This window comes from Aeromonas dhakensis (assembly GCF_002285935.1).
Taxonomy (GTDB): domain Bacteria; phylum Pseudomonadota; class Gammaproteobacteria; order Enterobacterales; family Aeromonadaceae; genus Aeromonas; species Aeromonas dhakensis.
The window spans coordinates 2,123,398-2,140,635 of sequence record NZ_CP023141.1; the positions used below are offsets into that span (position 1 = coordinate 2,123,398).

Here is a 17,238-nt window from a genome sequence, read left to right on the forward strand (position 1 = left end):
CCCTGCTGTATCGCTCCCTGCTTGTGAATTGCCCGTCGGCGGCAGCCTGTTTAGGCTTGCCGCCTCATTATTTCTGGAGCAGATAAAGACGATGGCAACGAGAAGAGAGGGCAGGGCGCTGGCGCTGCTGGCAGGTGTGGTGGCAAGCGTGGGACTGAGCGGCTGCATGGGGCAGATGGGGCTCTCCTCCATGGTGACCAAGGGCAACCTCAGCGTGGTGGACAACCGTTACGGCCGGGCCGGGGTCTTCATCCTGCTCTCGCCGGTCTACGGTCTGGCGGCCACCGCGGATCTCTTCGTGTTCAATACCATCGAATTCTGGTCGGGCAAGAACCCCATCACCGGCAAGTCGCCGGCGCTGGTGGATCAGAAGCTCGACGCCCTGATCAAGGTCAACCAGCACCTGGATCCCTCCCTCAACAAGGTGCCGCTGGCCCTGCTGCCACAAGGGGTACGCGAGGTGGAGGTGAGCTACCCGGACGGGCGCACCGCCCAGATGGAGGTGCACTACCTGGACGGGCGCAGCAGCATGATGCGCGGCGAGAAGCGCGGCGAGCTGCTGGACATCTACTTCGACGGCCGACTGGTGTCGACCCTGACGCCGGCCCAGCTGGAGGAAAAAGCACGGACTGGTAGCGCCGAGGTATAAATTCATCTGAATCCAGATCTATTCCTCTCTGGATAAGGTATACCTAGTCAGCAGGCAAGATCGCCAAGATGACCAGGGATACAGGCTATGACGGTGAATGGATTGCGGTTGGCAGAGTTGATTGGTTCCCTCAGTCATGCGCTCGATATGACTGAGGGTCAACCAAGAGGGCACTGTATTCGCTGTTGCTGGATAGGTTCCCGTCTGGCCGAACGGTTGGCGCTGGATGCTCGACAGCGTCATGACCTCTATTACATGCTGCTGCTCAAGGATCTGGGGTGCAGCAGCAATGCGGCCCGTATCTGCGAACTCTATCTCACCGACGATCTTCACTTCAAACGCGACTTCAAGCTGGTGGATGGCTCTCTCTCCGAGGTGGTCAACTTCGTGCTGGGCCACACCGGCCTGCAGGCGGATCTGCTTGGGCGTTTTCGCAGCCTGTTTCACATCTTTCGCAACGGCGATCAGATAGCCAACGAACTGATCCAGACCCGTTGCCATCGGGGGGCGGACATCGCTCGTCAACTGCGTTTCAGTGAAGAGGTCGCCGCCGGCATCCTCTCTCTGGACGAACACTGGAACGGCAAAGGTCGGCCGTTGCAACTGGTCGGTGACGCGATTCCGCTCTTCTCTCGCATAGCGCTGCTCTGCCAGGTGGTGGATGTGTTTCATGCCGCCGCAGGCCCTGATGCGGTGCTCAAAGAGCTGCGCGAGCGCAGCGGCAGCTGGTTTGACCCTCAATTGGTTAGCGAGTTTGAAGCCTTGGCGGATGGTGATTTTTGGCAAGGACTGGCGGATCCCAAGCTGGCTGAGTGGGTGTTCGTCCACCCGGCCGGGCAGGGTGAGGTCGCTCTTGATGAAGATTATCTGGACGAGATCGCCGCGGCATTCGGTCAGGTGGTGGACTCCAAAAGTCCCTATACCGCCGGTCATAGCGGCCGAGTGGCACTCTATACCGACATTCTTGCCACTCAGATGGGGTTGTCTGAGCAGAGACGACGCTGGCTCAAGCGCGGTGCTCTGCTCCATGACGTGGGCAAGCTGGGGGTGAGCAATGCCATTCTCGACAAACCGGGCAAACTTGATGCGCAGGAGTGGGCCGCCGTGCAGATGCATGCCGCCTATACCGAGGAGATCCTGAGTCGCATAGGTGCGTTTGAAGAGCTGGCGCAAGTGGCGGGTGCCCACCATGAGCGCCTCGATGGCAAGGGTTACCCTAAAGGATTGAAAGGGGACGAGATAGCCTTGGAAACCCGCATCATCACCACGGCCGACATTTTTGATGCCATCACTGCCAAACGGCCCTATCGTGGAGCCATTCCGGTGCCCCAGGCGCTGGAGATGATGGCCGAGAATCTGGGGACGGCCATTGATCCGGATTGCTTTGCCGCTCTGCAGGCGGGGATCCAGGATTTTTCCCTCTATCTCCCGCTCGAGCAACCGCTGGCCAACGCCAGTTAATATTTACGCCATATCGGGCTGCAGTCATTTGTCATTGGCCTGAGGCGAAAACGCCCCGCTTTGCGGGGCGTTTTGCTATGGGTGGTCCTGGCTGCGGGGCGGGTGCATCACCAGGCCCAGCAGCCGGCGCAGGTGGGTGAGCTGTTCGGTGAGCTGCAGGTTGAGCCACAGATAGCCGCTGATGGCGGCCTCGCCGCCGGCGTCGATCCGCACTCTACCGGCCGCCTCCTGCAGGCGAGCGATGGCCAGCTCCGAGCCCTGCAGCTCGCCGCTTTTGAGCATCAGCGCCAGCTCGCTCATCAGCGCCTCGGTCGCCTGCTGGCAGGCGCGCAGCTCAGGGGTGCTCTGCATCAGAAAGTGGCTCTGGCGATCGCGCCAGTAGGTGTTGGCCAGCATCTCCAGGGTGCAGAGGGTGTTGCGCATGGTGGTCTGGATCGCCTCGAACAGGGCGCTGCCAAGGCGGGTCTCCTTGACCGCCGGGGTCAGCAGGGGGCGCAGGCTCACCATCTTGGAGAGCAGTCTGGCGTGGCTGTGGGCGAGGCGCGGTCGCTCCAGCACGTTGGGGGAGAGGTGGGTGTGATAGAGCCGCTGGGCCTGCTGCAGGGTGTCGTGCATCTGCAGCCGCCAGTGGCTGTAGGCGCGCTGGGGATAGATGCTGCAAAACAGCAGCGCCAGCAATGAGCCCAGGATCACGTCGGCACTGCGCCACAGGGCGGTCTCGATGTCGCCGGGCATGGCCCCCATGGTGACGCCGAGGGTGATGCCGATGAGCAGCCCCACGTAGGGACGCTTGCCGAGCGCCAGATAGCCGCACAGGAACATGATGCAGCCGCACCACAGCAGCATCAGCGGCAGGGAGTAGAGCTCGAGATAGAGCGCCACCACCCCACAGCTGGCGCCGAAGATGGTGCCGACCACCCGCTGCAGGGCGCGCGACAGCACATTGCCCCAGAACGAGATGGGGCCCATCACCACCACCAGGGTGATGAGGGGCCAGGTGCTTTCCGGCAGTTTCAGCTCGCGGGTCAGCAGAAAGGTGAGCATGAAGGCGAGCGCGATGCGCAGGCCGTGGACGATGCGGTAGTGACCGTAGATCAGCAGATCGAGTCGGGAGAGGGGGGCATTCAGGCGCAAGGGACAAGCCTCGGATTCATGGGGGCAGCCACCCCGCCACGCCCGGCGGGGTGGAGACCGGTATCAGGCCACTCGTCCCTGGAGTGGGTGGATCCAGACCCGCTCGCCGACCGCGATGGCCGGCTGGGCGGGGACGATTTCAATCAGGCAGTTGGCATCGCTCATGGAGCTGAGGATGCCGGAGCCCTGCGGCCCTGTGGTGCGTACCCGCAGCACGCCGCTGGCGTCCTGATGGAAGATGCCGCGCAGGAACTCGGTACGCCCGGGTCGGCTCTTCATCTGCTGCTCGGCCAGCGCCGAGAGGCGCAGCGGCTGCCACACCCGGCCCTGCAGGCGGGCGATGGCGGGCTCGACGAATTGCAGGAAGCAGATCATGGCGGCCACCGGGTTGCCGGGCAGGCCGAAGAAGGGGGTCTGCCCCAGCTTGCCGAAGGCGAGCGGGCGGCCCGGCCGCATCTGGATGCGCCAGAAGGCGATCTGGCCAAGCTCGGCGAGCACCTGCTTGATGAAGTCGGCATTGCCCACCGACACCCCGCCCGAGCTCAGCACCAGGTCGGCGTCGGCCGCGGCCTGTGCCAGCTGCTGGCGCAGGATGACGGGATCATCGGGGATGATGCCAAGGTCCATCACCTCGCAGCCGGCCCCGGCGATGAGCGCCATCAGGGTGAAGCGGTTGCTGTCGAAGATGTGGCCGGGGGCGAGCGTCTCGCCAGGTGCCTGCACCTCGTCGCCGGTGCTGAACAGCGCTACCTTGAGTGGCGTGCGTACCGTCAGGGTTGCCTGCCCCAGAGAAGCCGCCAGCCCGAGCTGAGGGGCGCCGAGGCGGGTGCCGGCCGGGATGGCGACTGCGCCCAGCGCCAGATCTTCGCCGGCCTGACGCACGTTCTGCCCCGCCTTGACAGGGGCGCTGACGCTGACCCATTCACCGTCAAGCCGGGTCTCTTCGCGCATCACCACGGTATCGACACCGGGGGGCAGCGGGGCGCCGGTCATGATCTGCACCGCCTGTCCGGCCAGTACCGGCTCGCTGCGCGGCTGGCCCGCCAGCACTTCCCCTACCAGTTGCCAGCGGCCGGCGGCGAGATCGTCGCTGCGCAGGCCAATGCCGTCCATCGCCGAGTTGGCATGGGGCGGCACATTGATGGGGCTGACGAGATCCCCCGCCAGCACGGCGCCGTGGCAGCGGGCGAGCGGCAGGTCGATGCTGCGGGTAGAGGGGACGAGTGCGTCAAGAATGGCCTGGCGCGCCCCCTCGACCGACAGGAAACCGGCCCCCGGCGCCTGCTCCTGCTGCCGGCTCTGCGCCAGGTAGGCGCAGACGAAGTCGGCGATGGCCTCCAGATCATTGATATCGAGCCGGGGCAGGGTGGTCTCTGCGGGCTGATCGCTGGCCAGAGCGATGATGTCGCGATCAATCGGGAACAGCAGCGGCTTGCCGATGGCGGCGCGGTGCAGCTCGATTTTCGGGAAGTGCTCGTGCTTGAATCCCTCCACCAGCAGCAGGTCGAGGCTGCGCTGATCGAAGCTGGCCAGCAGCTCGCGAAAATCGGCCTCACCCAGATCGGTCTCAACGATGCGGGCGTGACGGCGGCGGGAGGCCACCATCATCTGGCTGGCGCCGGCTTGGCGCAGGCGGTGGCTGTCTTTGCCCGGCTGGTCGATGTCAAAGTCGTGGTGGGCGTGCTTGAGCACCCCGAGGCGCAGACCGCGGCTCACCAGCAGGGGGATGAGCTGCTCGAGCAGGGTGGTCTTGCCGGTGCCGCTCCAGGCGGCAAAGCCGAGCAGGGGCAGGGTGGGGGCCGGGGTCATGAGGTGGCTCCTTGTCCGGTCGAGGCGTCTGGCAGGCGCGCCTCGTAGGCGGCCAGCTCGTCCGGGCTGTTGAGATTGATGAAGGCATCCGGTTGGTCGGCAAAGCTCACCACCGCCATATTGTGGCGGGCAAACCAGATATCGATTTTGCGCTCCCCCCCGGCCAGCGCGGCGCAGAGGGAGGGGAGCAGGGACTTGTGCAGCAGAGCCACCACGGGTTGCAGCCAGTCGCCGTCGTGGGCCACCACCAGCTCGGTCTGCGGGGTGAGGGCGGCGCGAAAGCGCGCCATCAGATCGCGGGGCAGGGCGGGGCCGTCGCAGGGCACGAACAGCACCCAGTCGTGGCGGGCGGCGGCAAGGCCCGCCTGCATGCCCGCCAGCGGGCCGAGATAGTCGGGGTTGTCGTCGCCGATGACCGGGGCCAGTGCCTGGTAGCGGGCCTGGCTGCGGTTGGCGTTGATAAGGATCTCGTCCACCTGGGGCCTCAGTCGGTCAAGCACGTGGTCGATGAGCGGGCGGCCCGCCAACTCGACCCAGCCCTTGTCGGCGCCTCCCATGCGGGTGGCGCGGCCGCCGGCCAGCACCACGGCGGAGACGGGAAAACGGTCAGTACGAGGTTCGCTGTGTGAGGTCATGTCGCTCGATGATTTTCAAAGGAGTGGGTTCGTGCAGCCGGCCCCGGGCGAGGGTCCATTGCCGCTCGCACAGGTCGGTCAGATCGTTGCTCTGGTGGCTGATGATGACCAGGCCGCTGCCCTGTTCCCGCAGATCTTGCGCCATGGCGGCCATCAGGGCAACCGAATGTGCATCCAGATTGGCGGTGGGTTCGTCCATCAGCAGAAAGGCGGGCTGCAGCGCCCAGGCGCGGGCCATGGCCAGCCGCTGGCGCTCGCCGCCAGACAAAATGCTGATGTGCTCGCGCGCCAGGCTCTCCAGTTCGACCCGGCGCAGCGCCTCGAACACCCGCACCTCGTCGGCGGCGCGATGGCCGAGGGCCCAAGCCACGTTGTCGTGCACGCTGCGATCAAACAGGTAGGGGGTCTGGTGCAGGTAGGTGACCCGGCCCGGCCCCGGATCGCGCTTGAGCCACTGGCCGAGCTTGCCGCGCCAGCCAGAGGGGAGGTTGGTGTGGCCCCGGGTCGGGGTGAGCAGGCCGGCCAGGATCTTGAGCAATGTGGTCTTGCCCACCCCGTTCGCGCCGCGCAGCCAGATGGCGTCGCCGGCCGCGATGGAGAGCTGCTCAATCTGGAACAGGTCGCGCTCGCCAAAGCGCATCATCAGCTGGTGGGCGGTCAGGGCCATGGCGTACTCCGGTGGAGGGACGGTGGGGGCATGGTCAGTTCTTCAGATAGCTGTGACCACGGCATGCGGTCAGCAACAGGTTGAGCAGCAGGGCCAGGGCGAGCAGCACTATGCCGAGCGCCACCCCCTGGGTGAAGGCCCCTTTCTGGGTCTCCAGCGCGATGGCGGTGGGGATGTTGCGGGTGAAGTGCAAAATGTTGCCCCCCACCATCATGGAGCAGCCCACCTCGGTGACGATGCGGCTGAAGGCGCCGATCACCGCCGCCAGCAGGCCGAAGCGGCACTCGCGCATCAGCCCGAGCAGCGCCCTGGGCCAGGAGAGCCCCAGGGTGCGGGCGGTCTCCCAGGCGCGCCGGTCGCTCTGCACGAACGCGGCGTGGGCCATGGTGGCGATCACCGGAAAGGCGATCAGCATCTGCCCCACCACCATGGCCTGCTGGGTGAACAGCATCTTCCAGTCGCCGAAGGGGCCGGCCCGCGACAGCAGCATGTAGAGCAACAGGCCAATCACCACGGTCGGTACCGATTGCAGGGTATTGATGCAGGAGAGCCAGAGCCAGCGCGCCGGGATCGGCAGATAGGCCAGCGCGAAGCCGAGCAGCAGGGCCGGCAGCAGCACCAGCCCGAGCGCGAGGCCCGATACCGAGAAGGAGACCCCCACCACCTGCCACAGTTCGGCGTCACCGCTGAACAGCAGCGCCAGGGCCGCCAGTGTGGTCTCGATCAGGGTCGGCACCGGGCGCCTCCGTCAACCAAGGTGGCGAGGGGCATCTCGAGCAGTCTCGGCCGTGGCATCACTGCGGCTTGGCGTCGGCCACGAACAGCGGCTGGCCGGCCACCTTGAAGTCACCGATAAGCTGCTGGCCGTGCTTTGAGACCAGCCAGTTCTTCAGGGTGCGGGCCCCTTCGGTGTTGAGATCCGGGTAGCGCTTGGGGTTGACCAGGATCACCTGATAGGGGTTGAACAACCGCTTGTCCCCCTCCAGCAGCACGGCGAGATCCAGCTTGCTCTGGTAGGCAAGCCAGGTGCCACGGTCGGTCAGGGTGTAGGCACCCAGCTCCGAGGCCATGGTCAGGGTCGGCCCCATGCCCTGGCCGATGGACTTGTAGCCGGCGAACTCGGGCTTGACGTCGGCCGCCTGCCACAGGGTCTTCTCCTTGATGTGGGTGCCGGACTCGTCCCCGCGGGAGATGAAGGTCTGCCCCTTGTCCTTGATGGTCTCCAGCGCCTTGGCGGCGTCGTGCAGCTTGCCAAGACCGGCCGGGTCTTTCGCCGGGCCGACGATGACGAAGTCGTTGTACATCAGGTGCTCAGGCTCGATGCCAAAGCCCGCCTCGACGAAGGCCTTCTCGGCAGAGGGGGCGTGGGTCATCACCAGATCCGCGTCGCCGTTCTCGCCCATCTTCAGGCTCTGGCCGGTACCGGCCGCCATCACCTGCACCGGATAACCGGTCTCCTTGGTGAACTGGGGCAGCAGCCAGCCCAGCAGGCCGGACTGTTCGGTGCTGGTGGTGGTGGCGAGGCGGATGGGCGCCCTGGTCTCGGCATGGCTGGCGGCGCTCCAGAGCGGCAGGCTGAGCAGCAGGGCGGAGGAGAGGGCAAGAGCGAGGCGTTTGCGCACTGTGGCTGTGATCATGATGTCAGGGTACCCGGTGATGGAGAGAGGGCAGGACTAAGCAAGCAGGGTGCCAAGCTGGCCACATGCCCTGTTCGACCCGGTTTTTAATGTGAAAACAGTCGGTTAAGCATCCTAATTGCGTGATGGCGGCGTCGCTTTTAATAAACGGAGTTGGCACTTGGGGCCGGTTAGCGACAAAATGTCCCACAGTTTATAAGGTCGGTGGGACAATCCCGGAACCTTGTCGAATCTGAGGTACTTTTTTCATGACTGCACCCGCCAGCCGCTGGTCCGCCCTCTCCTTGCTCATCGTCGACGACGAACCCGGCATGCGCAGCTTTCTCGCCAAGGCGCTGGCCCGCCGCTTCGCCCAGATAGAAACCGCCGCCAGCGTGGAGGAGGCCGAAGCCCTGCGCTGCCGTCTGCATTTTGATCTCATCATCGCCGACATCCGCCTGCCGGGGCGCTCCGGCATCGAGTGGCACGAGGCCATCGATCCCGCCACCCGGCGCAGCGACATCATCTTCATGACAGGTTTCGGCGACATGGAGACCGCCCTCAAGGCGCTGCGGCTCGGCGCCAGCGACTTCATTCTCAAGCCCTTCAACCTGGATCAGATGGTGCAGGCGGTGGACCGGGTCATCGAGCGCCGCCAGATGGAGCGGGAAAACCTGCTGCTGCGCCGGGAGGTGAGCAAGCTGTTCCCGCCCACCCTGATCGGCGACAGCGCCAGGACCCGCGAGCTCAAGACGCTGATCGCCCGGGTCGCCCCCTCCAACGCCGCCGTGCTGGTGGAAGGGGAGTCCGGCACCGGCAAGGAGCTGGTGGCCCGTGCCCTGCACCAGCTCTCCGGCCGGATGGGGGCCTTCGTGCCGCTCAACTGCGCCTCCATCGCCCCCGAGCTGCTCGAAAGCGAGCTGTTTGGCCACGTGCAGGGGGCCTTTACCGGGGCCCGCAAGGGGCGCGACGGCCTGTTCCGGGTCGCCCATCAGGGCACCCTGTTTCTGGACGAGATCGGCGAGATGCCGCTTGCCATGCAGGCCTCCCTGTTGCGGGCGCTGGAGCAAAAGGCCATCCGCCCGGTGGGGGCCGAGCGGGAGCTTTCGGTGGATGTGCGCATCGTCGCCGCCACCAACCGCAACCTGAAGGCGGAGGTGGAGGCGGGCCGGTTTCGCGAAGACCTCTTCTATCGCCTCAACGTGGTGGCGCTGCCGGTGGCTCCCCTGCGCGAGCGCATCGACGACATCCCCGCTCTGGTGCACCACTTTACCCGCCAGCTCACCGCCGAGATGGGTATGGGCGCCCTGCACTGGACCCATGAAGACGTAGTTGCCATGCAGGCTTACCCCTGGCCTGGCAACGTGCGCGAGCTGCGCAACCTCATCGAGCGCTGCCTGCTGCTGGGCAAGCCGCCCGCCGAATATTGGCAGAGCGCCAAGCCGGCCGAGTCGGCGCGGGGGGAGGAGGGCTATCCGCTGGAGTGGGCGCTGGCCGAGGTGGAGAAGGCTCACATCCTGCAGGTAGTGGCGAGCTTTGACGGCAACAAGTCGGCCGCCTCCCGGGTGCTCGGGGTGGCGCGCAAGACCCTGGAGCGCAAGTTCAAGGAGTGGGCCATCGAATGAGCCGGCTCGCCCGTTGTCGCCGGAGTGAGCCGTGAGGCTGACGCAGATCCCGGGGTTGCTCAGAACCAAGGTACGCTGGCGTCTGCTGCTGCTCACCTCGGTGCCCATCATGCTGACCCTGGCCGGCATGATAGGGCTCACCCTCTACTGGACCCTCACCTACAGCTGGCAGAACCTGCTCACCACGGTGCGCAGCGACCTTGGCGTGGCCCACCACGCGGTGAGCGTGCAGCAGCAGCGCCAGGCCGAACACCTAGAGCACCTGCGCGATGCCTGGGCCTTCCAGCTGCAGCTGCGCGAATCCCCCGCCCGCTTGCGCCAGTGGGTGATGCCGCTCGCCGCCAACTACGGCCTCGACTTTTTGCGCCTGCGCAGCGGCAGCGAGTTGGATCAGCTGCCAGCGCAGGATCGCGCGGCCCTCGCCGCCGGGCGCAGCGTCAGCCACTTCGTGGTCTGGTCGCGGGAGCAGCTGCTGGCCCTCTCGCCGGCGCTGGCCAGCCGCGCCGTGCTGGACAAAGAGCTGGAGCCGGGCGCAGGGCAGGAGACCCGCGGTCTGATCAGCCTCTCGCTGACCCCGGTGATGGGGCGGGACGGCAGCCTCTGGGGCGTGCTGGAGGGGGGCGAGCTTATCAACGGCAGCACCCGGCTGGTAGACGAGCTCAAGGGCCAGGTGTTTGCCAAGAACACCCTGCCGGCCGGCAGCATCGGCAGCGTCACCCTGTTTCTCGGCGATCTGCGGGTGAGCACCAACGTGCCCGCCAGCAGCAGCCAGCAGCTGGGGCGGGCGGTGGGCACCCGGGCCTCGGCGCCGGTGCGCGAACAGGTGCTGGGCCGCGGCGAGCCCTGGATTGACCGCGCCTTCGTGCACGACGCCTGGTATGTGTCGGGTTACGAGCCGCTGCTCGGCGCCAATGGTGAGCGCATCGGCATGCTCTACGTCGGCTTTCTCGAGTGGCCCATCGTTCGCACCTACCTCACCAATCTGCTGGAGCTGGGCTCCGGCGTGGTGCTGCTGTTGCTGCTCTCGGGCCTGCTGGTCTATCGCGGCGCGCGGGACTTGTTCACCCCCATCGAGCGGATGCACAAGGTGGTGCGCCAGGTGCAGGCGGGTCGGCCGGCCCGCATCGGCGAGCTCTACCTCGACCCCGACCACGAGCTGGCCCAGCTCGGCCGCCAGTTCGACGCCATGCTGGACCGCCAGGCGGCGCACCGCCAGCAGCTGGCCCGCAGCGCCGACGAGCTGGAGCAGAAGGTGGTCGAGCGTACCCAGAGCCTTGAGCAGAAGACCGCCGAGCTCGAGCACCACATCCATATGCTGACCCAGGCCCGCCAGCAGCTGCTCATCAGCGAGAAGCTGGCGGCCCTCGGCGAGCTCTGCGCCGGGGTGGCTCACGAGATCAACAACCCGCTGGCGGTGATCCTCGGCAACGTGGAGCTGATGAAGCTGGAGCTGGGGAAGGCGGCCGCGCCGGTAAGCGAGGAGCTGGCGCTGGTGCTGGCCCAGATCGAGCGCATTCGCGCCATCACCCGCAGCCTGCTGCAATACTCGCGTCCCGGCGACTACGAGACGGCGCCGGTGTGGCAGCACCTCACCCCCATCATCGAGGAGAGCCTGACCCTGGTGCGCTCCGCCCTGCGTCAGCAGCAGGTGAACCTGGTGGCCGATCTCAGAGCCCAGCAGCCCATCGAGGCGGATCGCCAGCAGCTGCTGCAGGTGCTGATAAACCTCTTGGTCAACGCCAGCCATGCGTTGGGGGAGCAGGGGGAGATCCGGGTCGAGAGCCGCGACTGGCTGGATGACGCCGGGGCCCTGCAGGGGGCCGAGGTGCGGGTCATCGACAACGGCAGCGGCATCGAGGCGGCCATCATCGACAAGATCTTCGACCCCTTCTTCACCACCCGTGCCACCGGCACCGGGCTGGGGCTGGCCCTGAGCCACCGCATCATCAGCCGCTGGGGAGGGGAGCTGTTGGTGGACTCCACCCCGGGCCAGGGCAGCTGCTTTACCATCCGATTGCGCAGCCACGCCCGGCTGGCCAGCGGCGGCGAGCGCGCCCGGCTGGAAGGGTGGCGCATCGCCCTCAATGCCGAGGGGCGTGAGGCAAGCGTCGAGCCCCAGTCATGACGACATCATAAAAAGTCCGCCGAACTTGAAGGGCGCGCATTGTCCTCAAGGGGGAGGGATGTGACTGTCGCAATTGAGAGTGAGGCACAAAAAAGCCCGCCAATAGTGGCGGGCTTTTTTACAGGTATGTGAGGGGATACTTACTGCGGACTCCACACCAGCTTGCCGCTCTGGGTCAGGTCATAGCCGCCGAGGCGGGCTGCCAGCTCGCGCCCCTCGGGGGATTGCAGCCAGCCGATCAGCTGTTGCAGCAGGGTGCGAAAGAAGACCCCCTGCGGCATCACCAGATCGAAGCACTCCTGGGAGAGCGGCATAAAGTCGAGGCCGAACTCGGTGGCGGTGCTCTGGGCACCGGGCCCGACGTCCGCATCGCCGCGGCTGATGGCGGCGGCCAGCTCCCGCTCGCTGTTGACCTCGATAGTGCGCTCCAGCCGGGTCAGCGACTCACCCTGGGTTTGCAGCCACTCCTGCAGGGCGCGCTGGCTGCCGGCCCCCTCCTGGCGCATGGCCCAGCGCCAGTCGAGCGCCTCTTTCGCCTCTTTGGGTTGCAGCCCCTGGCGCAGCACCAGCCCCTGTACCCGTCTAAATCCATGTACGATCACCCATTGCCGGTGGCCCTGATACTGCTGCACCAGCGCCGGATGGCGCAGGTGGGCCTCCTCGGCCTGCCCCCAGTGGATGGCGCACAGATCCACATGGCCGCGCGCCAGCATCGCCAGCCCCTGGCGGGTGCCGCACGGGGTGTAGCCCACCAGTGCCTGGGTGCCGAGCTGCTGGGCCAAACGGCTGCTGGCGTAGTGCAGCAGCACATCGTCCGAGCCCGCCAGCAGCAGCCGGTCGTTCATCACCCCCTCGTGGCAGCTGCCGAGCAGCCAGCGGTCGAGCAGGGAGCGCGGAAACAGCCACTTGCCGGTCGCCTTGGTGGCGGGGATGCGCGCCTCGTTGGCGAGCTGGTAGACCTTCTTCTCGTTGAGATCGAGGTACTCCGCCACCTGCTTCACATTCATAAACTCGTTCATGGCTTGCGTTTGGCCCTCTGTCTGGTCTGATCGAGATACAGCGCGATCTGCTGGGCACTCATCAACTCGTTCATGGCTTAATCCCGCATTCCGCGACCGGCCGAACCGGGCGCCAGCACCGGCGGCTTCTCGTCCAGCACGATATGGTCGTGGCCGCTGAATACCTCGAAATGGCGCCCCTTGGCGCGGGCAATCATGGTGATGCCGAGCTGGCGGGCGAGATCCAGCCCCATCTGGGTGACGCCGGAGCGCGACAGCAGCACAGGAATGCCCATCTGCGCCACCTTGATCACCATCTCCGAGGTGAGCCGCCCGGTGGTGTAGAAGATCTTGTCGTGGCCACTCTCGCCGCGCATCCAGAGCTCGCCCGCCAGGGTATCCACCGCATTGTGGCGCCCCACATCCTCGACAAAGGAGAGGATTTCGGCGCCGCGGCAGATGGCGCAGCCATGGACGGCGCCGGCCATCTTGTAGGTTTCGTTATGGGCCGACAGCGCCTTGAGCAGGGCATAGAGGGTGCTCTGTTTAAGCTCAGGCGCGGCCAAGACCACCCCTTCGAGCTTCTTCATCACGCTGCCATACATGGTGCCCTGACCGCAGCCGGAGGTGACGGTCTTCTTCTCCAAGGATTTGTCGAGATCGGCGGCCTGCTGGCTGCTCACCACGGCGGCGGCCTCGCTCTCCCAGTCGACGATCACCGACTCGATGGCCGAAATATCCTCGATAAAGCCCTGATTTTTGAGATAACCCAGTACCAGCGCCTCGGGGCGGGCCCCCAGCGTCATCAGGGTTACGATCTCCTTCCAGTTGAGGTAGACCGTCAGTGGCCGCTCACAGGCGATTTGGCGGGTTTGCAGCGTGCCCTGCTCATCCATCACCTCGACGGCCATGGTGAGCTGGGCTGCGGCATTGCTTTTGATAAAGGTCGGTGTCATGGGCCCCTCGCGACCGGTTGCCGGGATCTAAGGAGAGGGATATAGCAAGTTTTGTTCCAGACTATCTTCGCGAAAATCGCAATGAAAGAAATGTGTTAATCAGGAAGTTGTTCTGAACTATAGAGAGTTGTAAAAGGACTAAATATTCAGTAGTAATACATGACTGAAGTGATGCACCATTGGGCATCTGGATAGATGCTTTAAATCTAATTTTGTTTCAAGCTGAATGATTGAAAATAGTTTTCCTTAGAGAATTATATGATAGAGAAAAATAAGCATGTTAATGATTTTCTTAAATATTACTTTAATCTTGAGCAGTCTCCCGAGTATGCCATTCTTATCGATGGAGAGTGGGGCGCTGGTAAAAGTTGGTTTATTCAGAAGGCGCTGAATGATTTAAAGTGAAGCTCAGGTAAGTATCTATATGTAAGTCTGTATGGAATGAGCAACTTTTCTGAAATAGAAGACGCATTTTTTGAGCAAATGCATCCGGTGTTATCTTCAAGGGGAATGAAGATAACAGCAAAAATATTGAAAAGTACGCTTAAAGCCACAATAAAGCTGGATTTAGATGGTAATGGTGACAAAGAAACTGCCACTAATCTTTCATTAGACAGTCTAGGTTTGCCAAGCTACTTAAAAAACACTAGCGGATATATATTGGTTTTTGATGACATTGAAAGGTGTTCTATAAATATTGGAGACCTTCTTGGGTATATCAATCAATTTATTGAGCATCATGGTTACAAGGTTGTTTTAATAGCGAATGAAAGCGAGATAAAAAGTGGCGGAGATGATGATAAACATTATTTAAGAACAAAAGAAAAGCTTATATGTAGAACTTTCAAAATTGAGCCAGATATTGATCTGGCATTAGATGCTTTTATCGATGCGACACCTGAATCATTGAAATCATTCTATCAATATTGTCGTAGTGAAATTGTTAATATTTATCATGATTCCGGATGTAAAAACTTAAGGAATTTGAAGCAAGCTCTTTGGGACTTCTCTCGTATATATAACGTACTACCTGACTCTTCATTTGATAAAGTGGCCATGAAAGTCGAGTTGCTTAAAATTTTCCTATGCTTTTCATTTGAAAGTCGAAGCGCTAAATATGAAATAAGTCAGTTGACGAAAATTCAAGAGAGTATTTTCGATGACATCATTAATGAAGACAAATCACTATACTCAATATTGTCTTCAAAGTATAAAACTATAGATTTTAGTGACCTTATTATGGAGGGCTTTATTTGGAGTGATTTTTTTGAAAAAGGAATGGTAGAGCAAGATGTATTGAAAAAATCAATAGAAGAAAATAAATTTTACAAAATTATAGTAATGGAGGACTGGCGGAAATTATGGCATTTTCTTAATTTGACTGATGTTGAGTTTGAGGATCTTAGACAAACAGTATTGGATAACTTGGATAGTAAAAAATATGAAAATTATCTTATTGTTAAACATCTCGCGGGTATATACATTTATTTGTCTAGTATAAATCTTGTCAATAGAAGTAAGGGGGATTTATTAACTTACTTTAAGGCGTATGTAGACTATTTATTTCAGTCAAATCTTTTGCCTTATGAGCTTAAAGATAGAAGTTATTATGATCATGATACTGGTTGGGATGGCCTAGCTTATGTGGGGAGTAATGTTGATGAATTTAGACAGTTTGATCAGTATTTATGAGAGAAAATTCAAGAGTCTAAAAATCGTAATCTTACTAATGTGGCAAATGAATTGCTAACTTTAATTAGTGATAATGTAGAGTTGTTCAAATTAAGGCTAATACTTAGTAATAATAGTGAAAACATGTATTATAAAATACCTGTCTTACAGTTTATTGAGCCTAGAGAGTTTGTTGATAGAGTTTTATCCTTGACAGGGAATAATATAAGGCACATTAAGCATATGTTTGATGAGCGCTATTCCTTTCTCGATTTTCATCGAGAGTTGATGTCAGAGTTAGATTGGTTAAAACAGGTTTTCTTTCTGTTTAATAAGAAAAGAGAAGGGCTTTCCGGAAAACTTAGTGGTTATAAAATTAGTGTTTTAGTTGAGGAGTCACTTGCTCAAGCAATTAACAATCTTGAAAAATAGTCGTATTTAGAATTATCCCAAACTGTAAGTTATGGTGTTGCCAAATGTAGCTTGTTGATTCGCCTTGGCCCCACTCTTGCTATGTCTTAGCCCATTGATGGCCGTGGCCGCCATAAATCTCCTGCTCTGATCTGCCTCGAACTGGGTGGTTCACGGGGGAGGGCGGCCCGGCAGAGACCTTCTGATGGGAGCCGTGACAGTGCAAGAGACAACCAAACCCCTCTCCCCGCAGCGCTGGCTGCAACTGGAGTTAAAGGCCATCGACAGCCAGGTTGGCCGCTGGCAGAGCCGCCGTTTCGAGATAGCGGCGCTCCATCCCGCCGAGCCCGAGGCTGCAGGTGCCTTGCCCCTTACCCTGTTTCGCGATGAGCGGGGGGATTATCGCTTCAATCTGAGCTCCGGCTCGCCCCGCCTTTTTGTTACCGGAAGTGTCACCGGAAGCCGCGTGGACAGTGGCTTTGTGGCCGATGGCCTCACCCTGAGTCAGACCGTGGCCGCCGCCTATATGGATGGCGAGCGGCAGGTGCTCTCCTGTCCGCTGCCCGAGGCGCTGCAAGCCTGGGTGGAGGCCTTTATCGGCCGCCACGGCGAGCTGCTGGAGGCCCGTCGCAAGGGCAAAAAAGGCAAGGGACGGGCGCAGGATCAGCTCGGTGTCGATACGGTAGATCAAGCCAGTTGCGGCGCCATCAAAGCGACCGGCCCCGATGGCCGCGAGCGTGGCAGCGACGCCGGAAACTGTGCTGTAAACAAGGCCGGAAACAGCGGCCATGAGTGAGTTCCTCAAGCGCTGGTCATCCCGCAAGAGTGAGGCGCGCAAGCATCAGGCATTGCAGCCGAGGGAAGAGATTATCCCCGAGGCAGTTGCCGCCCCCATAGAAGGCAGTGGCGAAGCTGAAATTCCAGATACCTCGCTGGATAGCCCCGTAGTCAGCACTGACAAGGGGAGTGATGTTCCGCTCCCCATCGAAGGGGCCAAGCCGCGCGGAGCAGAGCCCAAAACGGCCCCTTCAGAGAAGCCGGCTCTCCCCGACAAGGAGGCGCTGCGGGCCATGTTTCGCACTCACAAGCCAGATGGGCTCGACGACTACACCCAGGATTTCAGCCAGCCCGAATTGCTGCCCGCAGCCCTGAGCGCCGGGCTGCGCAACTGGCTGGTGGAGCAGGAGACGGCGCCGGATGACGAAGCCCCTCACTTAACCGCTGCCGCACCCGAACCGGCGATTGTGGCCGCCACGGCCATAACCAGCGTGCCGCAAGGGTTGGCTGATAACCATTCTCAAACCCACACCGACGATCGGGACATTTTGGTTGACCGCGATGGACAAAATGTCCCAACCAAGGGTGGGGAGATGGAGCATTTGGGATCCTGACTCCCTGCCAGTCACTTTTTTCCTGGGGGAGTTGGCTCGGCTCTTGCTCTCCCAGCTGACCAACAAGCACGCCATCCCACGAGGTGGCGC

The 17,238-nt window shown here is 61.6% G+C and carries 17 protein-coding genes; 9 read left to right on the top strand and 8 right to left on the bottom strand.

The window, feature by feature from the left end; translation table 11 throughout:
* Positions 1-28 precede the first annotated feature (28 nt).
* Both CK627_RS10365 and CK627_RS10370 read left to right on the top strand, forming a co-directional pair.
* The gene (locus tag CK627_RS10365) at positions 29-649 is read left to right on the top strand and encodes a DUF3332 domain-containing protein (RefSeq protein ID WP_095592272.1); all 621 of its coding nucleotides are present in this window, start codon (positions 29-31) and stop codon (positions 647-649) included.
* Between the two features lie 87 nt (positions 650-736).
* Positions 737-2,110 carry an HD-GYP domain-containing protein gene (locus CK627_RS10370; RefSeq protein ID WP_095592273.1) on the top strand — a complete coding sequence of 458 codons (1,374 nt, stop codon included), beginning with the start codon at positions 737-739 and terminating at the stop codon, positions 2,108-2,110.
* 75 nt (positions 2,111-2,185) lie between these two features.
* On the opposite strand, the gene CK627_RS10375 is transcribed toward CK627_RS10370, so the two are convergent.
* From CK627_RS10375 to CK627_RS10400, 6 genes are all read right to left on the bottom strand, one after another.
* The gene (locus CK627_RS10375; RefSeq protein WP_095592274.1) at positions 2,186-3,244 is read right to left on the bottom strand and encodes an FUSC family protein; all 1,059 of its coding nucleotides are present in this window, start codon (positions 3,242-3,244) and stop codon (positions 2,186-2,188) included.
* A 63-nt stretch (positions 3,245-3,307) separates the two neighbouring features.
* Positions 3,308-5,053 carry a bifunctional molybdopterin-guanine dinucleotide biosynthesis adaptor protein MobB/molybdopterin molybdotransferase MoeA gene (locus CK627_RS10380; protein ID WP_095592275.1) on the bottom strand — a complete coding sequence of 582 codons (1,746 nt, stop codon included), beginning with the start codon at positions 5,051-5,053 and terminating at the stop codon, positions 3,308-3,310.
* On the bottom strand, positions 5,050-5,688 hold the full coding sequence (gene mobA / locus CK627_RS10385; RefSeq protein WP_095592276.1) for a molybdenum cofactor guanylyltransferase MobA: 639 nt from the start codon (positions 5,686-5,688) through the stop codon (positions 5,050-5,052). Before mobA ends, CK627_RS10380 begins: the two co-directional genes overlap by 4 nt.
* Positions 5,660-6,355, bottom strand: a complete 696-nt coding sequence (locus CK627_RS10390) for an energy-coupling factor ABC transporter ATP-binding protein (RefSeq protein WP_017786399.1) — start codon at positions 6,353-6,355, stop codon at positions 5,660-5,662. The genes mobA and CK627_RS10390 overlap by 29 nt, the downstream gene beginning before the upstream one ends.
* Positions 6,356-6,389: 34 nt before the next feature.
* A complete protein-coding gene (locus CK627_RS10395) occupies positions 6,390-7,091 on the bottom strand; it encodes an ABC transporter permease (RefSeq protein ID WP_016351543.1) in 702 nt (233 codons plus the stop codon).
* 58 nt (positions 7,092-7,149) lie between these two features.
* A complete protein-coding gene (locus CK627_RS10400; RefSeq protein WP_095592277.1) occupies positions 7,150-7,992 on the bottom strand; it encodes an ABC transporter substrate-binding protein in 843 nt (280 codons plus the stop codon).
* A gap of 248 nt (positions 7,993-8,240) precedes the next feature.
* Between CK627_RS10400 and CK627_RS10405 the strand changes: the two genes are divergently transcribed.
* The gene (locus CK627_RS10405) at positions 8,241-9,596 is read left to right on the top strand and encodes a sigma-54-dependent transcriptional regulator (RefSeq protein ID WP_017785189.1); all 1,356 of its coding nucleotides are present in this window, start codon (positions 8,241-8,243) and stop codon (positions 9,594-9,596) included.
* 31 nt (positions 9,597-9,627) lie between these two features.
* Positions 9,628-11,721, top strand: coding sequence for a sensor histidine kinase (locus CK627_RS10410; RefSeq protein WP_095592278.1), 2,094 nt, complete (start codon positions 9,628-9,630; stop codon positions 11,719-11,721).
* A 140-nt stretch (positions 11,722-11,861) separates the two neighbouring features.
* Here the strand turns inward: CK627_RS10410 and CK627_RS10415 are convergent, their stop codons facing one another.
* On the bottom strand, positions 11,862-12,728 hold the full coding sequence (locus tag CK627_RS10415; protein WP_162519626.1) for a substrate-binding domain-containing protein: 867 nt from the start codon (positions 12,726-12,728) through the stop codon (positions 11,862-11,864).
* Between the two features lie 89 nt (positions 12,729-12,817).
* Entirely contained in the window at positions 12,818-13,675 is an 858-nt protein-coding gene (locus CK627_RS10420; RefSeq protein WP_095592279.1) for a formate dehydrogenase accessory sulfurtransferase FdhD, read from the bottom strand.
* A 258-nt stretch (positions 13,676-13,933) separates the two neighbouring features.
* Here CK627_RS10420 and CK627_RS23185 point away from each other — a divergent pair, with 258 nt between their 5' ends.
* From CK627_RS23185 to CK627_RS10435, 5 genes are all read left to right on the top strand, one after another.
* Positions 13,934-14,080 carry a P-loop NTPase fold protein gene (locus CK627_RS23185; protein WP_157737168.1) on the top strand — a complete coding sequence of 49 codons (147 nt, stop codon included), beginning with the start codon at positions 13,934-13,936 and terminating at the stop codon, positions 14,078-14,080.
* A 36-nt stretch (positions 14,081-14,116) separates the two neighbouring features.
* Complete coding sequence (locus tag CK627_RS22555) at positions 14,117-15,367, top strand: P-loop NTPase fold protein (RefSeq protein ID WP_157737169.1); 1,251 nt, start codon at positions 14,117-14,119, stop codon at positions 15,365-15,367.
* Between the two features lie 123 nt (positions 15,368-15,490).
* Positions 15,491-15,778 (top strand): hypothetical protein, encoded by a 288-nt coding sequence (locus CK627_RS22560; protein ID WP_157737170.1) that lies wholly within the window; start codon positions 15,491-15,493, stop codon positions 15,776-15,778.
* Between the two features lie 184 nt (positions 15,779-15,962).
* Entirely contained in the window at positions 15,963-16,553 is a 591-nt protein-coding gene (locus CK627_RS10430) for a DUF3305 domain-containing protein (RefSeq protein WP_095592281.1), read from the top strand.
* Positions 16,546-17,148 carry a DUF3306 domain-containing protein gene (locus CK627_RS10435; protein WP_095592282.1) on the top strand — a complete coding sequence of 201 codons (603 nt, stop codon included), beginning with the start codon at positions 16,546-16,548 and terminating at the stop codon, positions 17,146-17,148. The genes CK627_RS10430 and CK627_RS10435 overlap by 8 nt, the downstream gene beginning before the upstream one ends.
* The last annotated feature ends 90 nt before the right edge of the window (positions 17,149-17,238 follow it).